This window comes from Yersinia similis, assembly GCF_001053095.1.
In the GTDB taxonomy this organism is placed as follows: domain Bacteria; phylum Pseudomonadota; class Gammaproteobacteria; order Enterobacterales; family Enterobacteriaceae; genus Yersinia; species Yersinia similis.
In genome coordinates this window covers 1-24964 of sequence record NZ_CGBP01000021.1, presented here as the reverse complement: position 1 = coordinate 24964, position 24964 = coordinate 1, and the positions used below count along the sequence as shown (strand labels likewise).

The following is a 24964-nucleotide window of genomic DNA, read 5'->3' as shown; positions in this document are numbered from 1 at the left end:
TCGGTACTAGGTATGGCGTTTTTTAATTTTCCTGTCATAGTTCAATCACAAAGTTAAACGCAAAGTTGTTTGCTTCAGCTAAACTTGTATTAGTTAGGGACTCGACCAAGCTACTTACATTTTATATGAATGTAATGGCTTACGTTTTCACGGTGTATGATGGATAATGGCGGGGAAACAGAGAGACCCGACTCTTTTAATTTTTCAAGGAGCAAAGAATGCTTATTCTGACTCGTCGAGTTGGTGAAACACTCATGATTGGCGATGAGGTTACGGTTACTGTATTAGGGGTTAAAGGCAACCAGGTTCGAATTGGTGTAAATGCTCCGAAAGAGGTTTCTGTTCACCGTGAAGAAATCTACCAGCGCATCCAAGCAGAAAAGTCTCAACCGACGACTTACTGATTTTGAAGCAGCGTCTCGTGTTACACGAGGCGCTACTGCTGTTTATTGTTCCCACTCTCTGTTTTGTTTCCCTTAATTCTCTTTTCTTTTGGCTATTTCTCTATACTCCGCCTGTCCGGTTACTATTGCTCGGATAAATTCAATTTTCTCTGTATTTGGCTATATCCCAATAATCGCTATCTTGTCTGTTGATAAAACACTCTTTTTGGTTTCAAACTGGTCATGTTGTGTGTGAAGTGTGCAAATAAACGCGAGTTGGGAAAAATTGTTTGACTTATAAGTGCGGGAAAGTAATATGTGCGCCACGCAGTGCCGATGAGCTTCTTCAAAAGCAAGTTAGGTACAATTCGCAAGAAGCGTATGGTGAGGTGGCCGAGAGGCTGAAGGCGCTCCCCTGCTAAGGGAGTATACGGTCAAAAGCTGTATCGAGGGTTCGAATCCCTCCCTCACCGCCATTTACTATGCACCCATAGCTCAGCTGGATAGAGTACTCGGCTACGAACCGAGCGGTCGGAAGTTCGAATCTTCCTGGGTGCACCATATTTTGCAGTATGGTGAAATAGATAAATGAACATCAGGTAGTGTCAAAGAATTATTGCACCCATAGCTCAGCTGGATAGAGTACTCGGCTACGAACCGAGCGGTCGGAAGTTCGAATCTTCCTGGGTGCACCATATTAAGAAACCTCGCTATAGCGGGGTTTTCTGCTTTTGGCTCCCGTAAATTATCAAAACGAGCATCAGAACCGAGTGGTCGGAAGTTCGAGCCGAGCGTAGCGAGACAACGTTGCTTTAGCAACGGCCCGCAGGGCGAGGCGTAAGCCGAGTCATCTTCCTGGGTGCACCATATTAAGAAACCTCGCTGCGGCGGGGTTTTCTGCTTTTGGCAGTCATAAATTCACCCTACGCTACACATCTGAATTCTCTTATCCTATTTTTTACTCGCTTACTAAGCTGTTTTTACGCCATCTAATAGCAATTTAATTAAGTGATAAGTCTGTTTTCTATATAAAATTCAATTAATTATACAGTGAGCGACAATTTAGTTAGTTTGCGATAAAGTAGCTTTTCATTTTATTCATGGGGGGGGCTAACGATGTACGATCTTTATGAAGGTCTGATTTTTGATATGGATGGCACCCTCTTAGATACAGAGTCTACCCATCGTCAGGCATGGCGGCAGGTGCTTGCACCTTATGGCATGCACTTTGATGAGCAAGCTATGGTCGCTTTAAATGGCGCTCCTACCTGGAAAATTGCTGGTGTGATAATTGCTCATCACCAATCAGATCTGGATCCACATTTCTTAGCTGCACAGAAAACCTCGTTGGTGAATACGATGCTATTAGATAACGTGAAGCCTCTACCGCTTATAGACGTGGTTAAATCCTATTATGGTCGGCTACCTATGGCTGTTGGTACGGGAAGCGAACACAGCATGGCAGAGATGCTTTTACGCCATCTTGGCTTACGTAATTATTTTGATGTCATCGTAGGGGCTGATGATGTGACAAAACATAAGCCAGAACCCGAGACATTTTTACGCTGTGCAGAACTACTCGGTGTCCGACCGGATAAGTGTGTTGTCTTTGAAGATGCTGATTTTGGTATAGAAGCGGCAAAACGAGCGAATATGGCAATAGTCGATGTGCGTTTGCTGTGAGTAGTACTCTTGCTATTGCTTCATTGTTCGGGAGTAGTTTTCTCAGTGCAACGCTCTTACCCGGCAATTCTGAAATTCTGTTGGTCACCCTATTAACTGCGGATAGTGCACCCGTAGCGATACTGGTGTTATCTGCTACTGTCGGAAACACCTTAGGGGGATTAACCAATGTTGTTATAGGTCGTTTATTACCGGAATTAAAGCCACAGCGTGGTATGGGGGTGGCACTTGGCTGGCTCCAACGCTTTGGTCCGGCGGCTCTGTTATTAAGCTGGTTACCGATAGTAGGCGATTTGATGTGCGTGTTGGCAGGCTGGTTGCGTATGCCTTGGGGTTTTGTGGCTTTTTTCTTATTTTTGGGAAAAGCATTGCGTTACATTGTGTTAACGATGATTACGCTGCAAGGGATCGCTTGGTGGCAATAAAAGATGTGACAAACTTACGTAGTCACATCTATGCAGTTTCAGTATGCTGATGAGTTATGGTTTTCAAGAGCGGGAGGTCGATTTGATCCCGGATGTATCACACGCGTTGACTTGGTTGGAAGCGCATCCTAAAGCCCTAAAAGGGATCCGTCGCGGTATCGAGCGGGAAACATTGAGAGTGACTGCCGATGGCCATTTAGCCTCGACGGGCCATCCAGAATCACTGGGTGCCGCTTTGACACATCAATGGATCACTACCGATTTCGCTGAGGCACTACTTGAGTTTATTACTCCTGTCGATGGTGACATTGATCATCTGTTGACTTTTTTACGTGATATTCATCGTTATACTGCACGTAAGTTGGGTGATGAGCGCATGTGGCCGCTGAGCATGCCTTGTTTTATTGAGTCTGAACAGGATATCGAGCTCGCTAAATATGGTTCGTCTAATATTGGCCGCTTTAAAACACTTTACCGTGAAGGGTTAAAAAACCGTTACGGTGCGCTGATGCAAACGATTTCAGGTGTGCATTATAACTTTTCTTTGCCACTGGAGTTTTGGCAGGCATGGGCAGGTGTCACCGATGAGCAAAGTGGTAAGGAGGAGATTTCTGCAGGTTATTTCCGTCTGATCCGGAACTATTACCGTTTTGGCTGGGTTATTCCTTATCTGTTTGGTGCCTCACCGGCTATTTGCTCATCGTTCCTGCAGGGGCGTGAGACGGCGTTACCGTTTGAGCGCAATGGTAAGGGAATGTGTTATTTACCCTATGCTACGTCATTGCGGCTGAGTGATTTAGGCTATACCAATAAATCGCAAAGTAATTTAGGTATCACATTTAATGACCTACATACCTACGTCGACGGTCTGAAACGTGCGATTCAAACACCATCAGAGGAGTACGCGACTTTAGGTCTGAAAGACGGCGATCGCCATCTGCAACTGAATACTAATGTGTTGCAGATAGAGAATGAGTTATATGCCCCTATTCGGCCTAAACGGGTTACCCACGCTGGAGAATCACCGTCAGACGCTTTACTTCGTGGCGGTATTGAATATATAGAAGTGCGTTCGCTGGACATTAACCCATTCTCACCTATTGGTGTTGATGCGGTGCAAGCGCGTTTCCTCGATTTGTTCCTGATTTGGTGTGTGCTAGCTGATGCACCAGAGATGAGCAGTGATGAACTGCTGTGTACGCGTAAAAACTGGAATCGGGTCATTTTAGAAGGGCGTAAACCGGGGCAGACCATTGGGATGGGATGTAGTGATTCCCGTCAACCGCTGGAGAAGGTTGGTAAGGCACTGTTTGCTGATTTACGTCGGGTTGCAGAGGTTCTGGATGGTAGCGATAGCACGGCGTATCAGCAGGTTTGTGATGAACTTGTCGCATCGTTTGATGATCCTGACCTGACGTTCTCTGCCCGTATTCTAAAGGTAATGCAAGAGAAAGGGATCGGTGGTGTTGGGCTTGAATTGGCTGAGCATTATCGGGAAATGCTGCAAAACGAGCCACTGGAATTGCTGACGGAAGAACAGTTATCCGCAGAGCGTGATGCTTCACGGCAACGGCAACATGAGCTAGAACTCAAAGATAAGCTAAGCTTTGAAGAGTATTTGGCGCTTCATGGTGGCCAATAAAAAAGAAAAGGCCACATCACTGTGGCCAAATTAACATCTCTAATAGAAGGGATGATGATAACAAATGCGCGTCTTTCATAGATTAAGACGCGCAGGATGAGTAAAAGTTTCATCAGTTGCAAAAAAAGATTAGAAAAATATGACTTTTTTATGAGGAGGTAACTAAATGCCATTATTGGATAGCTTTACCGTAGACCATACCATTATGAAAGCACCGGCAGTACGTGTCGCTAAGACGATGAAAACTCCTCATGGCGACGAGATAACGGTTTTTGATTTACGCTTCTGTGTGCCGAATAAAGAAGTGATGCCGGAGAAAGGGATTCATACGCTAGAACACTTATTCGCTGGGTTTATGCGGAACCACCTCAATGGTAATGGTGTTGAAATTATTGATATCTCGCCAATGGGATGTCGCACGGGTTTCTACATGAGTCTGATAGGTACACCTGATGAACAGCGGGTTGCTGATGCCTGGAAAGCGGCAATGGAGGACGTGCTGAAGGTCACTGACCAGCGGAAGATCCCTGAGCTGAATGAATATCAGTGCGGGACTTATCATATGCACTCGCTGGAAGAAGCTCAGAGTATTGCTAAAGATATTATTGACCGTGATGTGCGTATCAATCACAACGAAGAGTTGGCACTGCCGAAAGAGAAACTGACTGAACTGCATATTTAGTGTTCAGTCGGCAGGGGAATGATAAAGGCGCTGATTAAAGCGTCTTTTTTATTAGATTAACTATCGCTTGTTAAACTGGCTATCGCTTAGACAGAATTATTTATAGGGTCGAATGTTCTGCGGAAGTCATTGGGGTCACTTTAACCCGTTTAATCATATTTTCCTGCACATCAAGCACTTCAATTTGGTAATTTCCAATGCGTACTTGAACATGTGCTTGCGGAATTTCTTCTAGTTCTTCTAGCAACATGCCATTGATAGTGCGGGCATCGACGGGTAATGACCAGTTAAAGGCTTTGTTCACTTCGCGGACGCTGGCACTGCCATCAATCAGTACCGAACCATCACTTTGTGGATTAACTTCTTCCGCAAGCGTTGGGGACATTGAGGTGGTAAAATCACCCACGATCTCCTCCAGAATATCTTCAACCGTCACTAAACCTTGGATATCACCATATTCATCGACAATCATGCCAACTTTCTTTTTATTCCGTTGGAATTTTACCAGTTGTACATTAAGTGGCGTGCCTTCGGGGATAAAGTAGATCTCATCGGCTGCACGCAGTAGGTTCTCTTTATTAAATTCCTTTTTCTCAGTCATCAACCGATAGGCTTCCCGCACACGTAGCATGCCAATAGCGTCATCCAAGGACTGGCGATATAACACAATACGGCCATGGGGCGAGTGTGTAAGCTGGCGCATGATTGACTTCCAATCATCATTAATATCGATACCGACGACTTCATTACGCGGCACCATGATATCGCTGACGGTCACTTTCTCTAGATCTAATACTGAAATCAGCATGTCTTGATTGCGACGAGAGATTTTTGATTGGGACTCACTCACTATCGTGCGTAATTCATCTTTACTCATCGCATCACTGCTATGCACATTTCCTCTAATGCCACATAAATGCATCAACCCGCGAGTAATGGTATTCAGTAGCCACACGAGTGGCAGCATGATTTTCTGCAGAGGGGCCAGTAGCATGCTGCTAGGGAATGCTACACGTTCGGGATAAAGGGCGGCGATAGTTTTTGGCATGACTTCAGCAAAAATCAGGACCACAAAAGTTAACACCCCGGTTGCGATGGCCACTCCGGCATCACCGTATAAACGGATACCGATAATCGTCGCCAGCGCAGATGCCAGTATGTTAACCAGATTATTGCCAATCAATACCAAACTTATCAGGCGATCTGGGCGGTGTAGGAGTTTTTCCACCCGACGTGCGGCACGGTTGCCTTGTTTGGATAAGTGACGCAGACGATACCGGTTAAGTGTCATCATGCCGGTTTCTGATGCAGAGAAGTAAGCTGAAACGATGATCATAATGACTAAGATAATGATCAATGAGCTAGTTGATACGTGCTCCAACACAGTATTCCTTATCGTGATGAGGCCTCAGCCAGTTCCGTTGGGCCTGTGTAGGTGGTTGCGGTAATCACTAGCGAACCATAATTTCCTGGACCAGACGGCTGCCAAAATAAGCCAGTGTAAGTAGAAATGCGCCCGCAAAACTGAACCAAATGACCCTACGCCCACGCCAACCTTCATGATAATGGCCCCACAGTAAAACGATATAGACAAACCAGGCCATAATCGATAACACAGCTTTATGGACATTTTCTTTACTGAAGAGATTATCCATGTAAAGCAAACCGGTACAAAGTGTCAGTGTAAGCAATACCACACCAATTTGGGTGATATGGAACATTTTCCGTTCAATGCTCATTAATGGCGGCATATCAGCATTAAATGTCAGTTTCTTATGTTTTAACTGATAATCAAGCCAAGCCAGTTGTAGTGCATACAGCGCCGCGATGATAAGCGTGGCATAAGCAAAAAGCGCCAGACCGATGTGGATAAATATCTCTGGGCTGGCCTCCAAATGGGTAATAAACTCCCCAGGAAGTAGGCTGGCTAGGGCTAGATTGATCATGGCGAAGCTATAGACGATAGGGAGTAAAAACCAGCCACGCCCTTGTGAGGCGACAATGGTCATAATCGTACAGATCATCAGCCCCACAATGGAACCAATGTTCAATAACGTAAGATTCTGACCAACGCCAACATCAAAAATTTGATGTTTCAAGGCAATAGCGTGGCACACTAGCGCCACGACAGCAGAAACCAGCGCTAACCGCCGGTAAGCACTGTTTTTTCGCACCAAACTTGGGATAATCAGCCCCAAGCTGAGCGAATAGGCAATCAAAGCCAAAATGGAAAACACAGGCATAGCGGTATATGGGTATCGGCTAAGTGAATTAGGTAGCCAGTATAGCGTTGAGATCGTTCCTCTCCAACCGTTCTCCGACGTGAGAGCAGAGATCGTTTGCACTTCGTGTTATAATCCTCTAATTGTGTCGCCAGAGCGGCCTGTTTCCACGTTGAGTATGAGACAATGTTTGAGAACTTAACTGATCGATTGTCGCGCACACTGCGCAATATCAGCGGCCGTGGCCGGCTGACAGAAGAAAATATTAAAGAAACGCTGCGTGAAGTCCGCATGGCATTGCTTGAAGCTGACGTCGCTCTGCCTGTTGTTCGTGACTTTATAAACCGGGTAAAAGAGCGTGCTGTTGGGCATGAAGTTAATAAAAGTCTGACGCCAGGCCAAGAATTCGTCAAAATAGTTAAAAATGAATTGATCAGTGCCATGGGCGAGGTCAATAACGAACTGAATCTGGCTGCACAACCGCCAGCAGTTGTGTTAATGGCTGGCTTGCAAGGTGCGGGTAAGACCACCAGTGTAGCGAAACTGGGAAAATTCCTTAAAGAAAAACAGAAGAAAAAAGTGCTGGTCGTGTCTGCTGACGTTTATCGCCCAGCGGCGATCAAACAGTTGGAAACTCTGGCTCAGGGTGTTGGCATTGATTTCTTCCCGTCTGATGCACAGGAAAAACCGATTGATATTGTGAATCGTGCCCTGCAACAGGCAAAGCTTAAATTTTATGATGTTCTGATTGTCGATACCGCGGGTCGCTTACACGTTGATGAAGCGATGATGGATGAAATCAAACAAGTTCATGCGGCGATTAAGCCTGTTGAAACCTTGTTTGTCGTCGATGCGATGACCGGTCAGGATGCGGCGAATACTGCCAAAGCATTCAACGAAGCACTGCCACTCACCGGTGTCGTGCTGACTAAAGTGGATGGCGATGCGCGCGGCGGTGCGGCTTTATCTATCCGCCATATCACCGGTAAACCCATTAAATTCCTTGGCGTCGGTGAGAAATCTGATGCACTGGAACCGTTCCATCCAGACCGAATAGCTTCACGTATCTTAGGTATGGGCGATGTGCTGTCGCTGATTGAAGATATCGAAAGTAAAGTTGACCGTGTGCAAGCGGAGAAACTGGCAACAAAACTGAAAAAAGGCGATGGCTTCGATCTCAATGATTTTCTCGACCAGTTGAAGCAGATGCGCAACATGGGGGGGATGGCCAGCATGTTGAGTAAAATGCCAGGGGCAGGTCAGTTGCCAGAAAACGTAAAATCGCAAATGGATGATAAAGTCACGGTGCGGATGGAGGCGATCATCAATTCTATGACGCTAAAAGAGCGCGCAAAACCTGAAATCATCAAAGGTTCACGTAAGCGCCGTATCGCAACCGGTTCTGGTGTGCAGGTACAGGATGTTAACCGTTTGCTGAAACAGTTCGATGAAATGCAGCGCATGATGAAAAAAATGAAAAATGGCGGTTTGGCCAAAATGATGCGGGGCATGAAAGGTATGATGCCACCCGGGTTTCCAGGCCGCTAACAGTCATCTCACACTGTGGCGTTAACCGGTGTGAAGTGAGTAAAGATTTCCCGCTGAAAATGGCGGTAAACGATGAAAATGGTACTCAGCACAAAATGTGCGAACAGGAATCTACGCTTTAGATTGCTTTTTTCGCCAAAATGAGTAAAATTTTCGGGCTTTTTATATTGCAACTGGACCCCGTTCCCCGATGGGGTCCAGTTGTTTTATTAACTAAAGAGGATGTTATGGTAACAATTCGTTTGGCTCGTGGCGGCGCTAAAAAGCGTCCGTTCTATCAAGTAGTAGTGACCGACAGCCGTAATGCTCGTGACGGTCGTTTTATCGAACGTGTAGGCTTCTTTAACCCGATCGCATCTGGTCAGGCTGAAGCTCTGCGTTTAGACCTGGACCGTATCGAACATTGGATCGGCCTGGGTGCTACCGTTTCTGATCGCGTATCTGTGCTGATCAAAGACGCGAAGAAAGCAGCTTAATCTGTCACGGTGGTGGTTATTATGAGCAAGCAACTCAATCCTGCGGTTCCCGACCAGCCGATTGTTCTCGGTAAAATGGGTTCTACTTACGGCATTCGCGGTTGGCTCAGAGTATTTTCATCCACCGAGAACGCCGAAAGCATTTTTGACTATCAGCCGTGGTTTATCCAGCAGGCGGGTAAGTGGCAGCATGTCGAGTTGGAAGACTGGAAGCGCCATAGTCAGGATCTGATCATCAAAGTGAAAGGTGTTGATGATCGGGATGCCGCGAATTTACTGACTAATTGCGAAATTATCGTAGATTCCACACAACTCCCTGCATTGGAAGAGGATGATTACTACTGGAAAGACCTTATGGGTTGCCAGGTAGTAACCACCACTGGTTATGAACTGGGTAAAATCATCGATATGATGGAAACCGGTTCTAACGATGTCATGGTCGTGAAGGCAAATCTGAAAGATGCATTCGGTATGAAGGAGCGGTTGGTCCCGTTTCTTCATGGGCAGGTTATCAAGAAAGTCGATCTCACTGCTCAACGTGTTGAAGTAGATTGGGATCCTGGTTTTTGACCTCCGAATTAAACGGCGATAATGAGTGGAACAAAACAATGTGGATCGGTGTTATTAGCCTGTTTCCTGAGATGTTCCGCGCAATAACCGATTACGGGGTAACTGGCCGGGCAGTAAAAAATGGCCTGCTGAGCGTGCAGTGTTGGAGTCCTCGTGACTTCACCTACGATCGGCATCGTACCGTGGATGACCGCCCATATGGCGGAGGCCCGGGAATGCTGATGATGGTGCAACCGTTAAGGGAAGCCATTCATGCAGCAAAAGCAGCGGCAGGCGAGGGAGCAAAGGTGATTTATCTGTCACCTCAAGGGCGCAAACTGGACCAACAGGGTGTTTGCGAACTGGCGATGAATCAGAAAATGATTCTGGTTTGTGGCCGGTACGAAGGAGTTGATGAGCGCGTAATCAAAACAGAAATTGATGAAGAATGGTCAATTGGCGATTACGTTCTTAGCGGTGGCGAGCTGCCAGCAATGACATTGATTGATTCCGTCTCCCGTCTTATTCCGGGCGTACTAGGACATCATGCCTCAGCGGAGGAAGACTCCTTTGTTGATGGGTTGCTGGATTGCCCACACTACACTCGTCCTGAGGTGTTAGAAGGGATGGAGGTACCGTCAGTATTACTGTCAGGTAACCATGCCGAGATTCGTCGCTGGCGCTTAAAGCAGTCGCTGGGCCGTACCTGGCTTAGAAGACCTGAACTTCTGGAAAGCCTAGCTCTGACTGACGAGCAAATGGTGTTGCTGGCTGAGTTCCAACGGGAACATAAGCCCTGAGCAACAGAACTATGAAGGGAACATTGTGCCGTGCGCAAATGGTCCTGATATATCAGTTTACCTAGGGTAAGAGACTTATTATGAGCAATATTATCAAGCAAATCGAACAAGAGCAGATGAAGCAAGATGTACCTGCATTCCGTCCGGGCGATTCCGTGGAAGTTAAGGTATGGGTTGTTGAAGGTTCTAAAAAGCGTCTGCAGGCATTCGAGGGCGTGGTTATCGCTATTCGTAACCGCGGTCTGCATTCTGCGTTCACCGTTCGTAAAATTTCCAACGGCGAAGGTGTTGAGCGTGTATTCCAAACTCACTCCCCAGTAATCGACAGCATTACTGTGAAGCGTCGTGGTGCCGTTCGTCAAGCGAAACTGTACTATCTGCGTGAGCGTACTGGTAAGTCTGCTCGTATTAAAGAGCGTCTTGGCTAAGATACAGCTAACGCTGCATCCAAAAGTTAATACTTATAAAGGGGCTAGCCATGGGTTAGCCCTTTTTTTACTTTTTTTAGTATACAAATATTATTTTTGAAAAAAATATTTTGAGACGCAAATATTAGGTATTAAAACAAGGAAGAGGCAGGGAGGAGAATTAGCGCGGCATCACACCACGCTATAAATACCAATGGCAGGTTACAGGCCGTAAACCAACGTTATTGACGTCGTAGTGTCCGTATTTTTGGGCGCACTGGCTGGCGGCTTAGTATTATAGGTCGCGATATAAGCTAAACGTAATGCGAAGCTTTTATTGATAGCAACATTCAACGCTGTTTCTGAGTTCAACGTCGTTTCTTCGTTTGCTAATGCTGAAACACCTTCACTGAATATCGTGTTATCCGTGAGCTGATAAGTATAATTCGCCCCACCATACGCTAATGCTTTAGTCGCTCGGCCACCGCCATAAAATTCATCATGGCGAATGCCTGGACCAAATTCTACCCGCAGATTGTGCAATGGGGTTGTCATAATCTGACGACCATAACCTGTTGTTAATACCGAGCGGGAGTCGAAACCATTATAACGATCAGTTAGCCAACTGGCTTGACCGAATATGTAATTACGATCCGTCAGATTATAACGGGTACGGCCACCGAGCTGATAACGTTCTGAAGAGCGTTGATTATTGGCGCTGGTGTTACGAGCCGCTCCCCATAAGCTATAAGCTGTATTGGGTTGGAACCAGGTCAATGTTGAGTTAGCCGTTAGTGACGAGTTTGTCGTATTGCCGGACTGAGCGGTATAACCTGCATCAATGGAACCATCAAAGCTTTTTTTAGCCGAGGAAGGATCGTCCAAGGCAGTAAAGACAGTCGCATCAGCAAATGCTGAGGCACTGAAAAAGGATAAAGTGAGTGTGCTGATATAAAACGGCAACGCCTTGGTATGACGTAAAGAAAACATAATGGACCTATGGTGAAAAATGATGTTTGTGATGCGGCTCGCATTGTAGCAGTTGTGATTAAACTTACTTGGAAGATATAGCGGATTGAGTAATTAATTATAATGACATCCTTTTTTTAATAAGTTCATTCTTAAAAATGATCCCAGAAAAATAATTTGGCGTCGCAATCAGGTAAAACGAATGGATCCCGATAAGTAGACTCAGGTAAGTCATTGAAGTGAATGAATGTCATTAACACAATGGCAGCATCAAGTCAGAGGGGAATAAAGGGACAGAAAATAAACTGGCCCTACAAAGTATCTCCTCAGATTACTGACACATCTTGAGGACTCAATTTAAAACGGTGAGGATAGGCAGGGGAGTAAAGCGTCCACGCCACGGATAGCGCGGTTCGAACCCACAAGGATGGGTTGGCACGTTGTTATCACCCCTAGCCCCATAGCTTTATGACTCACTACATAAACGTCGTTACCAGCAAATAGCCCGTGATACAGGAGCAAATGACGCCAATAAGGCCTGGAATGATAAAGCTATGGTTGATAATGAATCTACCAATTTTGGTGGTACCAGAGCGGTCAAAACCGATACAGGCCAGATCGCTTGGGTAGGTTGGCAGAACAAAATATCCGTAAGCCGCTGGGAAAAATGCGATGAGCATTTTAGGTTCAACACCTAATTGTAAGCCCATTGGTGCGATCGCTGCTAGCGCCGCGGCTTGACTGTTCACCAGCTTCGAGACTAAGAACAACACAATGGCATAAGTCCAAGGGTGGCCTTTTACCACATCTTCTAGTACTAATCTCAACTCGCCCATATGAGCCTGGAAGAAGGTATCACTCATCCAGGCAACACCGAATACCGAGAAGATGGCGACCATTCCGGCTTTGAATACGGCACCGTTAGAGATATCACGGGGTTTGACTTTACAGCCAATCAAAATAACAGCACCAGCGATCAGCATCATCATCTGAATCACCAGATTCATCGACAAAGACTGTAATTTGCCTTTAACTTCAAAAGCAGGGCGCAGGTCTGCAAAAGCGCCCAACAATACGACAATGACGATAGCGGCAAAGAATATCCAGGTCGACCAATAAGCTTGTTTTGGAAAAACCTGATTTAGCAACGTATCTGTTGAGCCATAAATATAGGCCCGCTGCTCTGGGTCTTTTATTTTTTCCTGAAAATCAGGATCTTTATCCAGATCTTTACCACGGCGCAGGCTCCATAGGGCTGCGACTAGCACTCCAACCAAAGAGGCGGGAACTGAAACAGCCAGAATTTCCAGAATGCTATAGGCATGGCCGATGCCATGGTTAGCACCAATAATTGAAACTAATGATACGACAGCGACTGATACTGGAGATGCTGTAATTGCCATCTGTGAGGCAACGGATGCAACCGCCATTGGCCGTTCTGGACGAATACCTTTTTTAATGGCGATATCGGAAATTATGGGGAACATGGTGTAAACGACATGTCCTGTGCCACAAAGAAAGGTTAATGACCAGGTTGTGAAAGGCGCTAATAGCGTAATGTGCTGCGGGTGGCGGCGTAATAATCGCTCGGCAAATTGCATCATTACATTTAAACCGCCAGCGGTTTGTAGTACTGAAGCACAACCAATAACCGCTAATATTGTTAGCATTACATCTACAGGTGGTTTTCCCGGTTCGAGGCCAAAAATAAAGGTCAGAATAAATAAGCCGATACCACTTATTAACCCCAGGCCCATCCCTCCGTAACGCGTACCTAGCAGCAAACATAGAATTATAATTATAAATTGTAGAGTTATCATGATATCCCTCGCTTCAAATATGAATGAAATTCGGTTATGTACTTGTTAGTTTTATTCGTTGAATATAATCCTTACTCGATTTCTCTTATCAGAGCACAGATCACATTGATTAAAACTTAGCTAATATCAAGGGAGTACTGTTTATTTATGTAATTAATTAAATAAAGTGAAATAAGTAGGAGAGGTAAAGTAATATGAAATTTAAATGTAAAATTAATGTATTAATATTGTGCTTTAAATTAATGCATTAATTTTTTAACGGCTATTTCTCATCTATACCTTAAATAATTCGAGTTGCATGAAGGCGGCAAGCGAGAGACAAATCGGTCAGGAGTAGATTTGAACGCTGCTTGCAGCGGCCTCGAATAGGTGAGGTCCATGGATGGCGTAGCCAACGCACACGCGACTTGAAGTATGACGGGTAGATCTATTCATTTTGAGGCCTATTTATGCAATGCCTAATTTCTCCTTCAGGGATTTTAAATAGCGGCGACTAACAGGGATATGTTTTCCTGAACGAGTGATGACTTCAGCCGCACCATTATCCATAAGCTGAATTTCCCCCAATTGTTCGGTATTCACCATGTATTGCCGATGGCACCGGATAAACGGAGTTTTCTCCTCCAGTGTTTTTAACGATAGCTGGGTATAGCCTGATTGCACGGTCCCCACCACATGTACCCCGCTAAGCTCGGAGCTTAAGTATTCTACTTCTTCAATTTTCAGCAAAAAAATACGGTTGTGGCCTGAGCAGGGGATATGGCGAAGTATCGGTTCGATAATTTTGTGTAAACTATTTTTTACACTTGTGTTGCGCCTTAGACGTGTCAGTGTCTTCGCCAAACGTTGATGGTCGAGTGGTTTTAGCAGATAGTCAAAGGCATGTTCTTCAAAAGCGCGAATGGCATATTCATCGTAAGCGGTGACAAATACGATATGTGGCATGCTTTCAGGGTTCAGCATTGAGGCCAATTCTAAACCATTTATTCTGGGCATCTGGATGTCGAGAAATGCCACATCAGGTTGTAGGCGCTGGATCGCAGGTATTGCTTCCAGCGCATTGCTGCATTCGGCGACGATCTCGATATCGTGTTCTTCATTTAGTCTTTCGCGTAAATCTTCACGCGCAGGTTGTTCATCGTCGACGATGATGACTCTTAACATACAGCCTCCATAAATTTCTTCTATTTTATCATGGCCTCTGAGGGAGAGCGGAACCAAGAATGGAAACTGCGACTCACCGCAAAAGTTAAATTGAGATGTACCTGTAAAAATAACAGTAATTATTTATTTACAGCAATGGATTGAAATCTTTACATCTCGTGGTATTGTGAAGCTCTCAAACGATAAATACGCCAGCGACATCCGCTAAACAGAGATAGGTAAAGATTATGATCATGCAAAAAGACTCGCTCAATAACGTCCATATCAGTGCCGAACAAATACTGATAACTCCGGAAGAACTGAAAAATCAGTTTCCACTGAGCGAAAATGATCAGTATGCGATAGAAAATGCGCGTAAAACCATTGCTGACATTATTCAGGGGCGAGATCCGCGTCTGTTGGTCGTTTGTGGGCCCTGTTCAATTCATGATGTGGATGCGGCACTGGATTATGCGCGTCGTTTGAAAAAACTCTCTGTGGAATTGGATGACAGCTTATATATCGTTATGCGGGTCTATTTTGAGAAGCCAAGAACTACTGTGGGTTGGAAAGGCCTGATCAATGACCCAGCAATGGATGGTTCATTTGATGTAGAGGCAGGCTTACACATCGCTCGTCGTTTATTGCTGGATTTAGTGGGTGTAGGGTTGCCATTAGCGACCGAAGCTCTGGATCCTAATAGCCCACAATATTTAGGTGACCTATTCAGTTGGTCGGCCATTGGTGCCCGTACGACGGAGTCACAGACCCACCGTGAAATGGCATCAGGCTTGTCTATGCCGGTTGGATTTAAAAATGGGACTGACGGTAGCTTGGGTACGGCAATCAATGCAATGCGCGCCGCTGCCATGCCACATCGCTTTATGGGGATCAATCAGTCGGGTCAGGTCTGCCTGTTACAAACTCAGGGTAACCCACACGGCCATGTCATTCTACGTGGTGGTAAAACACCAAACTACAGCGCACAAGATGTCTCTCAGTGTGAAAAACAGATGCAGGATGCGGGACTCATCCCGTCCTTAATGATAGATTGCAGTCACGGTAATTCAAATAAAGACTACCGCCGTCAGGTTGCGGTCGCTGAATCTGTGGTTGAACAGATCAAAGCGGGCAATCGTTCAATTACGGGTGTTATGCTGGAAAGCCACATCCACGAAGGAAATCAGTCATCTGAACAGCCACGTGCTGATATGCGCTACGGTGTTTCTGTGACTGACGCTTGTATTAACTGGGAAAGCACTGAAACCCTGTTACGTGGTATGCACCAGGAATTGCTTGCGGCACTGACGGCACGGACTGCATGAGGAAAAGTAAGTATGGTGGCTGAGCTGACTGCTTTACGCGATCAAATTGATGAAGTCGATAAAGCGTTGTTGGATTTGCTGGCTAAGCGCCTGCATTTGGTGGCCGAAGTCGGTGAAGTAAAAAGCCGTTATGGCTTACCAATATATGTCCCGGATCGTGAGGCGGCAATGCTGGCCTCACGCCGACAAGAAGCCGAGACGTTAGGTGTCCCGCCGGATTTAATTGAAGATGTGCTACGTCGGGTGATGCGGGAATCTTATACCAGCGAAAATGACAAAGGCTTCAAGACGTTATGTCCGCAACTGCGACCAGTGGTTATCATTGGTGGGCAAGGGCAGATGGGCCGGTTATTTAGCCGGATGCTTAATCTGTCCGGTTACCAGGTGAAGACACTGGAGCAAGAAGATTGGCCACGCGCTGAATCTATTCTGGCTGACGCCGGGATGGTGATTGTGAGTGTCCCCATCCATATCACTGAAGATGTGATTAATCGGCTACCCAAATTACCATCAGATTGTATCTTGCTGGATTTGGCCTCGGTAAAAAATAAACCTTTGCAAGCTATGCTGGCAGCCCATGAAGGGCCCGTTTTGGGGTTGCATCCGATGTTTGGCCCTGATGTTGGCAGCTTGGCGAAGCAAGTCGTAGTGTATTGTGATGGCCGCGATCCACAGGCGTATCAGTGGTTACTGGAGCAGCTACAGGTCTGGGGAGCAAGATTGCACCGTATCAGCGCAGTCGAACATGACCAAAACATGGCGTTCATTCAGGCTCTGAGGCATTTTGCGACCTTTGCGTACGGGTTACATCTGGCTGAAGAGAACGTGCAATTGGAACAATTGCTGGCACTGTCTTCGCCAATTTATCGCCTGGAACTGGCAATGGTTGGGCGGCTATTTGCACAAGATCCACAGCTTTATGCTGATATCATTATGTCGTCGGAAGATAATCTGGCGCTGATTAAACGTTACTACAAACGCTTTGGTGAGGCGCTCACCTTGTTAGAGCAAAAAGATAAACAAGCGTTTGTTCAAAGCTTCGAGAAAGTAGAGCACTGGTTTGGTGATTATGCGGAACGTTTCTTGGTGGAAAGCCGTTCATTACTGCGTCAGGCGAACGATAATCGTCAGTAGCCTTAATCAGCAAGTGACAGATTCTTTATATGTCATCCCGACACAGCCTGTCGGGATGACTTTTTTATGATGTGGCATAAGGTGAGTCTGAATAAAGGGCGTTACCGAGGCTCGACGGGAACCACGTTCTCACTTGGGTAGCAGCCCAACACTTTTAAGGAACGGGTCATCGGTGTTAGATCGGCCAATGCTTTTTGCATCACTTCTGAACGTATATTGGCCTGTACATCTATATAAAACATCTCTTCCCACGGGTTGCCATTAATTGGCCGGGATTCCAGTTTCGTCATGATGATGCCATGCTCTCTGAGTACCAACAGGGCCTCTACTAATGCCCCAGATTGCTGCCCGGTCGCCATTATTAAGGTGGTTTTGGCCGGGATTTGCTCGGATACATCAATGGGTTTACGGGCAAGGACAATGAATCGAGTAATATTTTGTTGCTGATTTGCCAGATTGTGCTCCAGCACTTGCAGATTATAGAGCGCACCGCCCGCTTCGCTACCTAATGCAGCCGCCGTTGGTGATTTCATTCCTGCAACTTTTTCCATCGCGGCAGCCGTACTCTCGCAATACTCAATTTTCCAATGTGGGAAACGGTTAATGAACTGACTGCATTGCTGGAAAGGCTGCGGATGACTGTATACGGTCTCAATTTTGTTCAAGTCTGTTTCTGTGGCAATGAGCACGCAGTGATCGATAGGGTTGGTTATTTCGCCCACAATGGACAAACTGGTGTGTTGTAGTAAGTCATACACATCATTAATAGAACCTGAACTGGTATTCTCGATCGGTAATACGGCGTAATCCGCTTGCCCAGTTTCAACTTGAGTAAAAATGTCCTGGAATTTCTGGCAACCACATTCAATTAATTGCTCAAAATGGCGTGCTGCATATTGGCGCGCCGCCAGATGTGAATATGAGCCCTTAGGACCAAGGAATGCGATACGGGCAGAGAGCAGGGCTGTTTGATTAAGCTGATGTTGCAGTAAAGCCTGCTGGGTCAATACGGAATCTTCAATAATCAGCTGAAACAGGCGTGTGACATAGAATCCATCAAGATTATAAGGCTTAGCGGCATCGACCAGTGTGTCTAATAAGTCACGCTCACGTTCTTTATCGCGAATTGGGCGATGATGGAGTTGCTTGGCTTTAGCGACATCCAGTGCCAGTTCACGTCGCTCCGCCAGCAAAGCCAGCAGTTTTAAATCTAACGCACTGATACGTTCACGTAGCACTAGTAATGGATTATCGTTCATAGACTTTTGCCTTATAATTTTTCTGAATGATTACACCTTCAATAATTCGACTTGCATGAAAGCGACCAGCGCACATGCAGCTTGAAGTATGACGGGTATATACATAAAAAAAGCCTCCCGCTTGGGAGGCTTTCTTGTTCGTCTTCGCATTCTTTATCACACGACGAAACGCCTCCCAATCAGGGGAAGGTAAAAAAGAATGCGAAGAAAAACACTTTATTGAGAATCACTACGGTTTACCTGTTTTAAAATCACATGGTTTCTAAAAAATGAACAACCCTAAATTAACCGCCAGTCTGAATTGATGTCAATGAAAAACGCGCCCGAAGGCGCGTTACATCGAAATTAGAAGATTTAGTTGACTATTGTTCCTGCTCGGATTCTGTTTCCTCTTCATCTACAGACTCCAAATTAGCTTCTTTAACGCTGCTTGCCGCGCGACGAGCTTCACCTTTATGTTGAACTTTATTTAATTGGCGTTCTAGTTTGGCGATCAGTTCATTAATGGCAGCATACATATCATCATGCTTGGCGCTAGCGACCAAGGGACCCATTGGTGTACTGATAGAGGCATCGGCAACAAATCCTTGCGGCTCTTTAGACAGTACAATATGTGGGTTTATCAACTGGGCCTGCCATTTATCCAGTTTGGTGAGACGGTCCTCAACGTGTTTACGAATTGCCGGGGTAATATCCATTTGCTTACTGGTAATATTAACTGTCATATGACTTACCTCTCTGTCTACTCCGTCTTGGATAACTTCAGCATACCTCGCTTTACCGTAGAATGTATGATCAAAATCACTTTTTTCTGTCACTTTTTGCAAAGCCCGTGGGAACTGTGATTTAACCTCAGGAATGGGCTTTGAGGGCTTGAATCATCGGTTATAATGTCGCATTATCGATAAGTTAGATCGCCCGCATATTGTTAAGAATGACACTATTTTTGGTCTTGGTGTGGGGAGTGTTTTGATCTTTTAGGTGGGAAAGCTGCGCCGCAATTTATAGTCATCAATGGCGTCTAAAAACAGCTATCTAGCTGAAAAACCTAAATTAAAAACGGCAGCCTGAGCTGCCGTTGGTGTTTTTATAGTTCAGGATAATGTTAGGTTGGATTGGCCGCCATTATCTTGGCGACTTTGTCTGCCTGAGCATTCAGTTGCAGCTGCTTATAAGCATTTTCCATCAACGGAAAGGCATCACGAGTGGCTTGCGTATCTGGATAATCTCTCATCATTTGATCTACACGGTTAACAACCGCGACGTAAGCGCCTCGTTTAGTGTAATATTGCGCCACGGCCAATTCATATTTGGCCAGACGATCTTTCAGGAACACCAAGCGTTTTTGCGCATCAGTTGCGTATTGGCTATTCGGATAGTTTTGAATCAACTGGTTAAAATCGCGGAATGCGGCCCGAGCATGTTGCGGATCGCGGTCTGAACGATCAATTCCGAAAAAGCCTTGCAACGCGCTATCATCCAGAGCCATGTCCGTTAAACCACGCATATATAATACGTAATCGATGTTAGGATGGGTGGGATTGAGGCGCATAAAGCGATCGATTGAGGCTTGCGCCATAGGCAGATCAGCAGATTTATAATACGCATAAATCAGATCAAGCTGAACCTGCTGGGAGTAAGGCCCAAAAGGATAGCGGTTATCTAACGCTTCTAGTTGCGTAATAGCTCCCTTAAAGTTACCGTCCTGCAACTTTTGCTGTGCGGTAGCATAGAGCTCAGAAGGCGGGTTATCGGGAACCACGTCCTTGTTACTGGAGCAACCGGTCAGCACCAGGCTCAACGTGGCGGCAGCCACCAGATATTTCATACGCGTCATGACGTTTTGATTATCCTCGAAGTGTTATTCCGGGAGACTGTCCGTTAAGCTCCCGATCAAGATCTAGATACAATAGCACATTATATTAAACGGCATCGCCGTCAAAACCCAACGTTAACGAACAAGAAGCTGCATATGGCACAACAAGTACAACTCAGCGCAACGGTGGCCGAATCTCAACTCGGTCAACGATTAGATCAGGCTTTGGCCGAATTGTTCCCAGATTATTCAAGATCTCGCATAAAAGAGTGGATTTTGGATAGTCGGGTTACAGTCAATGGTAAAAAAATTAACAAGCCTAAAGAAAAAGTGTTGGGTGGTGAGCTCGTCGCAATTGACGCGCAAATTGAGGAAGATGCCCGTTGGGCGCCTCAAGAAATCCCACTTGATATCGTGTATGAAGATAACGATATTCTGGTCATTAATAAACCCCGAGGTTTAGTGGTTCATCCTGGTGCTGGTAATCCTGATGGCACAGTACTGAATGCTTTGCTGTATTATTATCCAGAAATCATGGATGTTCCCCGCGCAGGCATTGTACATCGCCTGGATAAGGACACCACCGGATTGATGGTGGTTGCAAAAACAGTCCCGGCACAGACCCGCTTGGTTGAAGCGTTGCAAGCACGTGAAATTACACGTGAATACGAAGCTGTCGCCATCGGGAATATGACTGCTGGCGGTAGAGTGGATGAGCCAATTTCTCGCCACTCAACTAAACGTACCCATATGGCAGTGCACCCAATGGGCAAACCCGCGACGACACACTACCGCATTATGGAGCATTTCCGTGCCCATACCCGTCTGCGTCTGCGTTTGGAAACCGGCCGTACGCACCAGATCCGTGTGCATATGTCTCATATTAACCACCCTCTGGTGGGTGATCAGCTTTATGGTGGCCGTCCGCGTCCACCTAAAGGTGCGTCTGATTCCTTTATTGCCATCTTGCGTGGCTTCGATCGTCAGGCTCTGCACGCAACCATGCTACGTTTGTATCACCCAATCAGTGGTATTCAAATGGAATGGCATGCCGCATTACCAGAAGATATGGTTGAGCTGATTAATGCGTTAAAAGCCGATACTGAAGAATTTAAAGATCAGATGGATTGGTAATATGAGCACACTGATACTTCCCGATTGGCCGATGCCTGCCCGGGTCCGGGCTTGTAGCACCACTCGTCATGGTGGTGTCAGTGTGCCGCCTTATGATTCATTAAACCTTGGCACGCATGTGGGCGATGTTACTACCCATGTGGCGGCCAATCGCCAACTTCTGCTGAAACAAGCCTGCCTACCACAAATGCCTGTTTGGTTGGACCAGGTACACGGTACCCGAGTCCTAACACTAGAGGGACGTTCGGTCTCAGATACACAAGCTGATGCGGTGTATAGCCGAGTGGCAGGGCAAGTCTGTGCGGTCATGACAGCAGACTGTTTACCGGTTCTGTTTTGCTCCTTAACGGGTGATGAAGTTGCTGCAGCCCATGCAGGGTGGCGTGGTTTATGTTCTGGTGTGCTGGAACACACGGTTGCGCAATTCAATGCGGCACCGTCCTCTATTATTGCTTGGTTAGGCCCTGCGATTGGTCCTCAGCAGTTTGAGGTAGGTGAAGATGTAAAACAGGCATTTATCAGTATCGATGCTAAATCAGCTTTGGCATTTACCCCTTTCGGTTCTAAATACCTCGCCGATATTTATCTGCTAGCGCGTTTACGGCTACAGGCGGTGGGTATTCAAGCTATCTATGGCGGTAATCGCTGTACTGTGACTGAAAAACAACAATTTTTTTCTTATCGGCGTGATGGAATCACCGGACGTATGGCAAGTTTAATCTGGCTGAGATAATCTATTGTGTCAGGACGATCCGCTGACGTAGAACGCATTATTTTAATATAGTGTCAAAATAACCTTGAAAAATTGAGGGATGACCTCATCTAATCTCCAGTAGCAATTTTGACCAATATTGGAGGTGTTATGCGTCTGGATCGTCTTACCAGTAAGTTCCAGCTTGCCCTCGCCGATGCCCAATCTTTAGCTCTTGGGCGCGACAATCAATTTATTGAACCGTTACATTTGATGAGCGCACTGCTCAATCAGGATGGGGGGACGGTTCGCCCTTTATTGACCTCGGCAGGGATTAATGTTGCTCGTTTACGTAGTGACATTGAGCAAGCTTTAGGTCGTCTTCCTCAAGTTGAAGGTACCGGCGGTGATGTTCAACCATCAAACGAGCTGGTTCGTGTATTGAATCTTTGCGACAAATTAGCGCAGAAACGTTCGGATAAGTTTATCTCTTCCGAGCTGTTCGTTCTGGCAGTGCTTGAAGATCGTGGCACGTTAACTGACATGTTAAAGGCCGCAGGTGCAACCGTCGCTATAATAGATAAGGCAATTGAAAACATGCGTGGTGGTGACAAAGTCGATGATCAGGGGGCTGAAGATCAGCGTCAGGCGTTGAAAAAATTCACTATCGACCTGACTGAGCGTGCTGAGCAAGGCAAACTCGATCCGGTTATTGGCCGTGATGAAGAAATTCGCCGTACTATTCAGGTATTACAACGTCGAACCAAAAATAACCCTGTGCTGATTGGTGAGCCTGGGGTGGGTAAAACCGCTATCGTGGAAGGTTTGGCGCAACGCATTGTGAACGGCGAAGTGCCAGAGGGCCTGAAGCATAAGCGCGTACTCTCATTAGATATGGGGGCGCTGATTGCTGGTGCCAAATATCGTGGTGAATTTGAAGAGCGTTTGAAAGGCGTACTGAATGACTTATCAAAACAAGAAGGCAGTGTGATCTTGTTTATTGATGAGTTGCATACCATGGTCGGTGCCGGTAAAGGCGATGGGGCGATGGATGCCGGTAATATGCTGAAACCTGCATTAGCGCGGGGTGAGCTACATTGTGTGGGGGCCACTACCCTCGATGAATACCGTCAATATATAGAGAAAGATGCTGCGCTCGAGCGGCGTTTCCAAAAAGTGTATGTTGCGGAACCGACGGTAGAAGACACTATCGCTATTTTACGTGGGCTGAAAGAGCGCTATGAACTGCACCACCACGTGCAGATCACTGACCCAGCCATTGTGGCCGCCGCAACATTGTCACACCGGTATATTTCTGATCGTCAGTTACCGGATAAAGCTATCGACCTCATTGATGAGGCTGGTTCCAGTATCCGTATGCAAATGGATTCAAAACCCGAATCATTGGATCGTCTGGAACGTCGTATTATTCAGCTAAAACTGGAACAGCAGGCCCTGAAGAAAGAGTCAGATGAAGCCAGTAAAAAACGTTTGGAAATGCTCAATACAGAGTTAGAGCAAAAAGAGCGTGAATATTCTGAGCTGGAAGAAGAGTGGAAAGCAGAAAAAGCCTCACTCACCGGGACTCAGAATATCAAAACAGAACTGGAACAAGCCAAAATCACCTTAGAACAAGCACGTCGTGTGGGTGATCTGGCTCGGATGTCAGAACTTCAGTACGGTACAATCCCTGAGTTGGAAAAACAGCTAGCAGCGGCAACTGCGTTAGAAGGGAAGACCATGAAGTTGCTGCGTAACCGCGTCACAGAAGTCGAAGTTGCTGAAGTTTTGGCTCGCTGGACCGGTATCCCGGTATCTCGCATGTTGGAAAGTGAGCGGGATAAACTGCTACGTATGGAACAGGACTTACATCAACGAGTCATTGGACAAGATGAAGCTGTTGAAGCCGTCTCCAACGCTATCCGCCGGAGCCGTGCAGGGTTGTCTGATCCAAACCGACCAATTGGTTCGTTCTTATTCTTAGGGCCAACTGGCGTTGGTAAAACTGAATTGTGTAAAGCGTTGGCAACGTTCTTGTTCGACAGTGACGATGCCATGGTGCGAATCGACATGTCCGAGTTTATGGAGAAACATTCCGTATCCCGGTTGGTTGGCGCACCTCCTGGCTATGTTGGCTACGAAGAAGGTGGCTATCTGACGGAAGCGGTACGTCGTCGTCCTTATTCTGTGATTTTGCTGGATGAAGTTGAAAAAGCACATCCAGACGTTTTCAACATATTGTTACAGGTATTGGATGATGGTCGTTTGACCGATGGGCAGGGGAGAACTGTCGACTTCCGTAACACGGTAGTCATTATGACCTCTAACCTTGGTTCAGATTTGATTCAGGAACATTTCGGCCAAATGAATTACACCGAAATGAAAACAGTGGTTATGGATGTTGTTAGTCACCACTTCCGCCCTGAATTTATTAACCGTATAGATGAGGTTGTTGTCTTCCACCCACTTGGTCGGGCGCACTTGGCTTCTATTGCCAACATTCAACTGGAACGTTTGTATAAACGTCTGGAAGAACGTGGTTATGAAGTGAATATTACTCAACCTGCATTGGAGTTCTTGGGTGAGGCTGGGTTCGACCCTGTTTATGGGGCGCGGCCATTAAAACGTGCAATTCAGCAGGAAATTGAGAACCCACTGGCACAGCAGATACTTTCCGGCAAACTAATACCGGGAATCCCAGTGACTTTAGATGTTGAAGATGGGCATATTATTGCTAAGCAGTAATAGCTAATCCTCTGAGGGGCGAGAAATCGCCCCTTTTTTGTTGTTTTTTTCTTCATATATCGTATTTGTGATGTATTAGTGAGCGGTTGAAAAGTTTTTTGAAATTAGGGG

The 24964-nt window shown here is 46.1% G+C and carries 23 protein-coding genes, 3 tRNA genes, 1 other RNA gene and 1 other annotated feature; of the genes, 19 read left to right on the top strand and 8 right to left on the bottom strand.

The features are described from left to right. Window positions 1–218 precede the first annotated feature (218 nt). From csrA to luxS, 9 genes are all read left to right on the top strand, one after another. A complete protein-coding gene (gene csrA / locus AC971_RS15000) occupies window positions 219–404 on the top strand; it encodes a carbon storage regulator CsrA (protein WP_002209449.1) in 186 nt (61 codons plus the stop codon). A 362-nt stretch (window positions 405–766) separates the two neighbouring features. After that, window positions 767–859: transfer RNA gene (locus AC971_RS14995), tRNA-Ser, on the top strand. A gap of 8 nt (window positions 860–867) precedes the next feature. After that, window positions 868–944: transfer RNA gene (locus tag AC971_RS14990), tRNA-Arg, on the top strand. A 57-nt stretch (window positions 945–1001) separates the two neighbouring features. Continuing rightward, window positions 1002–1078 (top strand) — tRNA-Arg (locus AC971_RS14985). 46 nt (window positions 1079–1124) lie between these two features. Then, window positions 1125–1250, top strand: a non-coding RNA gene (locus AC971_RS23215) — RtT sRNA. A 249-nt stretch (window positions 1251–1499) separates the two neighbouring features. Continuing rightward, entirely contained in the window at window positions 1500–2066 is a 567-nt protein-coding gene (yqaB, locus tag AC971_RS14980; RefSeq protein ID WP_025382722.1) for a fructose-1-phosphate/6-phosphogluconate phosphatase, read from the top strand. Continuing rightward, the gene (locus AC971_RS14975) at window positions 2063–2491 is read left to right on the top strand and encodes a YqaA family protein (RefSeq protein WP_025382723.1); all 429 of its coding nucleotides are present in this window, start codon (window positions 2063–2065) and stop codon (window positions 2489–2491) included. Before yqaB ends, AC971_RS14975 begins: the two co-directional genes overlap by 4 nt. 43 nt (window positions 2492–2534) lie before the next feature. Next, window positions 2535–4133 carry a glutamate--cysteine ligase gene (gene gshA / locus AC971_RS14970; protein ID WP_025382724.1) on the top strand — a complete coding sequence of 533 codons (1599 nt, stop codon included), beginning with the start codon at window positions 2535–2537 and terminating at the stop codon, window positions 4131–4133. Between the two features lie 166 nt (window positions 4134–4299). Beyond that, entirely contained in the window at window positions 4300–4815 is a 516-nt protein-coding gene (gene luxS, locus AC971_RS14965; RefSeq protein ID WP_025382725.1) for an S-ribosylhomocysteine lyase, read from the top strand. 100 nt (window positions 4816–4915) lie between these two features. On the opposite strand, the gene AC971_RS14960 is transcribed toward luxS, so the two are convergent. Beyond that, window positions 4916–6196, bottom strand: a complete 1281-nt coding sequence (locus tag AC971_RS14960) for an HlyC/CorC family transporter (protein ID WP_162471861.1) — start codon at window positions 6194–6196, stop codon at window positions 4916–4918. Window positions 6197–6266: 70 nt separating this feature from the next. Next, window positions 6267–7058 carry a cytochrome C assembly family protein gene (locus AC971_RS14955; protein WP_025382727.1) on the bottom strand — a complete coding sequence of 264 codons (792 nt, stop codon included), beginning with the start codon at window positions 7056–7058 and terminating at the stop codon, window positions 6267–6269. A gap of 165 nt (window positions 7059–7223) precedes the next feature. On the opposite strand from AC971_RS14955, the gene ffh reads away from it, so the two are divergent. From ffh to rplS, 5 genes are all read left to right on the top strand, one after another. Next, window positions 7224–8585, top strand: a complete 1362-nt coding sequence (gene ffh, locus AC971_RS14950) for a signal recognition particle protein (protein WP_011191811.1) — start codon at window positions 7224–7226, stop codon at window positions 8583–8585. Window positions 8586–8812: 227 nt separating this feature from the next. Further along, window positions 8813–9061: a 30S ribosomal protein S16 gene (rpsP, locus tag AC971_RS14945; protein ID WP_002209458.1), complete on the top strand. Its 249-nt coding sequence runs from the start codon at window positions 8813–8815 to the stop codon at window positions 9059–9061. A gap of 21 nt (window positions 9062–9082) precedes the next feature. Continuing rightward, window positions 9083–9631 (top strand): ribosome maturation factor RimM, encoded by a 549-nt coding sequence (gene rimM, locus AC971_RS14940; protein ID WP_025382728.1) that lies wholly within the window; start codon window positions 9083–9085, stop codon window positions 9629–9631. A 38-nt stretch (window positions 9632–9669) separates the two neighbouring features. Further along, the gene (gene trmD, locus AC971_RS14935) at window positions 9670–10410 is read left to right on the top strand and encodes a tRNA (guanosine(37)-N1)-methyltransferase TrmD (protein WP_025382729.1); all 741 of its coding nucleotides are present in this window, start codon (window positions 9670–9672) and stop codon (window positions 10408–10410) included. Window positions 10411–10490: 80 nt separating this feature from the next. Continuing rightward, the gene (rplS, locus tag AC971_RS14930) at window positions 10491–10838 is read left to right on the top strand and encodes a 50S ribosomal protein L19 (protein ID WP_002209461.1); all 348 of its coding nucleotides are present in this window, start codon (window positions 10491–10493) and stop codon (window positions 10836–10838) included. A 201-nt stretch (window positions 10839–11039) separates the two neighbouring features. Here the strand turns inward: rplS and AC971_RS14925 are convergent, their stop codons facing one another. From AC971_RS14925 to btsR, 3 genes are all read right to left on the bottom strand, one after another. Beyond that, entirely contained in the window at window positions 11040–11807 is a 768-nt protein-coding gene (locus tag AC971_RS14925; RefSeq protein ID WP_025382730.1) for a DUF481 domain-containing protein, read from the bottom strand. Window positions 11808–12262: 455 nt separating this feature from the next. Next, window positions 12263–13606, bottom strand: coding sequence for an anaerobic C4-dicarboxylate transporter (locus tag AC971_RS14920; protein WP_025382731.1), 1344 nt, complete (start codon window positions 13604–13606; stop codon window positions 12263–12265). A 447-nt stretch (window positions 13607–14053) separates the two neighbouring features. Beyond that, a complete protein-coding gene (btsR, locus tag AC971_RS14915; protein WP_025382732.1) occupies window positions 14054–14770 on the bottom strand; it encodes a two-component system response regulator BtsR in 717 nt (238 codons plus the stop codon). 233 nt (window positions 14771–15003) lie between these two features. Here btsR and AC971_RS14910 point away from each other — a divergent pair, with 233 nt between their 5' ends. Next, window positions 15004–16074 (top strand): 3-deoxy-7-phosphoheptulonate synthase, encoded by a 1071-nt coding sequence (locus AC971_RS14910; protein ID WP_025382733.1) that lies wholly within the window; start codon window positions 15004–15006, stop codon window positions 16072–16074. 12 nt (window positions 16075–16086) lie between these two features. Next, window positions 16087–17208, top strand: coding sequence for a bifunctional chorismate mutase/prephenate dehydrogenase (gene tyrA / locus AC971_RS14905; protein ID WP_025382734.1), 1122 nt, complete (start codon window positions 16087–16089; stop codon window positions 17206–17208). 101 nt (window positions 17209–17309) lie between these two features. Here tyrA and pheA read toward each other — a convergent pair whose 3' ends face one another. The 3 genes from pheA to bamD form a co-directional block, all read right to left on the bottom strand. Continuing rightward, entirely contained in the window at window positions 17310–18467 is a 1158-nt protein-coding gene (gene pheA, locus AC971_RS14900) for a bifunctional chorismate mutase/prephenate dehydratase (RefSeq protein ID WP_025382735.1), read from the bottom strand. Window positions 18468–18570: 103 nt separating this feature from the next. After that, window positions 18571–18695 (bottom strand) — a sequence feature (Phe leader region). A gap of 134 nt (window positions 18696–18829) precedes the next feature. After that, the gene (gene raiA, locus AC971_RS14895; RefSeq protein WP_025382736.1) at window positions 18830–19192 is read right to left on the bottom strand and encodes a ribosome-associated translation inhibitor RaiA; all 363 of its coding nucleotides are present in this window, start codon (window positions 19190–19192) and stop codon (window positions 18830–18832) included. 380 nt (window positions 19193–19572) lie between these two features. Then, entirely contained in the window at window positions 19573–20304 is a 732-nt protein-coding gene (gene bamD, locus AC971_RS14890) for an outer membrane protein assembly factor BamD (protein WP_025382737.1), read from the bottom strand. A 135-nt stretch (window positions 20305–20439) separates the two neighbouring features. Between bamD and rluD the strand changes: the two genes are divergently transcribed. From rluD to clpB, 3 genes are all read left to right on the top strand, one after another. Then, window positions 20440–21417 carry a 23S rRNA pseudouridine(1911/1915/1917) synthase RluD gene (gene rluD, locus AC971_RS14885; protein ID WP_025382738.1) on the top strand — a complete coding sequence of 326 codons (978 nt, stop codon included), beginning with the start codon at window positions 20440–20442 and terminating at the stop codon, window positions 21415–21417. A gap of 1 nt (window position 21418) precedes the next feature. Continuing rightward, window positions 21419–22150: a purine nucleoside phosphorylase YfiH gene (gene yfiH, locus AC971_RS14880; protein ID WP_025382739.1), complete on the top strand. Its 732-nt coding sequence runs from the start codon at window positions 21419–21421 to the stop codon at window positions 22148–22150. Window positions 22151–22279: 129 nt separating this feature from the next. Further along, the gene (gene clpB, locus AC971_RS14875) at window positions 22280–24853 is read left to right on the top strand and encodes an ATP-dependent chaperone ClpB (RefSeq protein WP_025382740.1); all 2574 of its coding nucleotides are present in this window, start codon (window positions 22280–22282) and stop codon (window positions 24851–24853) included. Window positions 24854–24964 lie beyond the last annotated feature (111 nt).

Bases quoted from the DNA above. Each gene is read 5' to 3' on its own strand.
- csrA (WP_002209449.1), top strand. From the start codon at position 219: ATGCTTATTCTGACTCGTCGAGTTGGTGAAACACTCATGATTGGCGAT.
- yqaB (WP_025382722.1), top strand. From the start codon at position 1,500: ATGTACGATCTTTATGAAGGTCTGATTTTTGATATGGATGGCACCCTC.
- gshA (WP_025382724.1), top strand. From the start codon at position 2,535: ATGCTGATGAGTTATGGTTTTCAAGAGCGGGAGGTCGATTTGATCCCG.
- luxS (WP_025382725.1), top strand. From the start codon at position 4,300: ATGCCATTATTGGATAGCTTTACCGTAGACCATACCATTATGAAAGCA.
- AC971_RS14955 (WP_025382727.1), bottom strand. From the start codon at position 7,058: ATGCCTGTGTTTTCCATTTTGGCTTTGATTGCCTATTCGCTCAGCTTG.
- ffh (WP_011191811.1), top strand. From the start codon at position 7,224: ATGTTTGAGAACTTAACTGATCGATTGTCGCGCACACTGCGCAATATC.
- rpsP (WP_002209458.1), top strand. From the start codon at position 8,813: ATGGTAACAATTCGTTTGGCTCGTGGCGGCGCTAAAAAGCGTCCGTTC.
- rimM (WP_025382728.1), top strand. From the start codon at position 9,083: ATGAGCAAGCAACTCAATCCTGCGGTTCCCGACCAGCCGATTGTTCTC.
- trmD (WP_025382729.1), top strand. From the start codon at position 9,670: ATGTGGATCGGTGTTATTAGCCTGTTTCCTGAGATGTTCCGCGCAATA.
- rplS (WP_002209461.1), top strand. From the start codon at position 10,491: ATGAGCAATATTATCAAGCAAATCGAACAAGAGCAGATGAAGCAAGAT.
- AC971_RS14925 (WP_025382730.1), bottom strand. From the start codon at position 11,807: ATGTTTTCTTTACGTCATACCAAGGCGTTGCCGTTTTATATCAGCACA.
- AC971_RS14920 (WP_025382731.1), bottom strand. From the start codon at position 13,606: ATGATAACTCTACAATTTATAATTATAATTCTATGTTTGCTGCTAGGT.
- btsR (WP_025382732.1), bottom strand. From the start codon at position 14,770: ATGTTAAGAGTCATCATCGTCGACGATGAACAACCTGCGCGTGAAGAT.
- AC971_RS14910 (WP_025382733.1), top strand. From the start codon at position 15,004: ATGCAAAAAGACTCGCTCAATAACGTCCATATCAGTGCCGAACAAATA.
- tyrA (WP_025382734.1), top strand. From the start codon at position 16,087: ATGGTGGCTGAGCTGACTGCTTTACGCGATCAAATTGATGAAGTCGAT.
- pheA (WP_025382735.1), bottom strand. From the start codon at position 18,467: ATGAACGATAATCCATTACTAGTGCTACGTGAACGTATCAGTGCGTTA.
- raiA (WP_025382736.1), bottom strand. From the start codon at position 19,192: ATGACAGTTAATATTACCAGTAAGCAAATGGATATTACCCCGGCAATT.
- bamD (WP_025382737.1), bottom strand. From the start codon at position 20,304: ATGACGCGTATGAAATATCTGGTGGCTGCCGCCACGTTGAGCCTGGTG.
- rluD (WP_025382738.1), top strand. From the start codon at position 20,440: ATGGCACAACAAGTACAACTCAGCGCAACGGTGGCCGAATCTCAACTC.
- yfiH (WP_025382739.1), top strand. From the start codon at position 21,419: ATGAGCACACTGATACTTCCCGATTGGCCGATGCCTGCCCGGGTCCGG.
- clpB (WP_025382740.1), top strand. From the start codon at position 22,280: ATGCGTCTGGATCGTCTTACCAGTAAGTTCCAGCTTGCCCTCGCCGAT.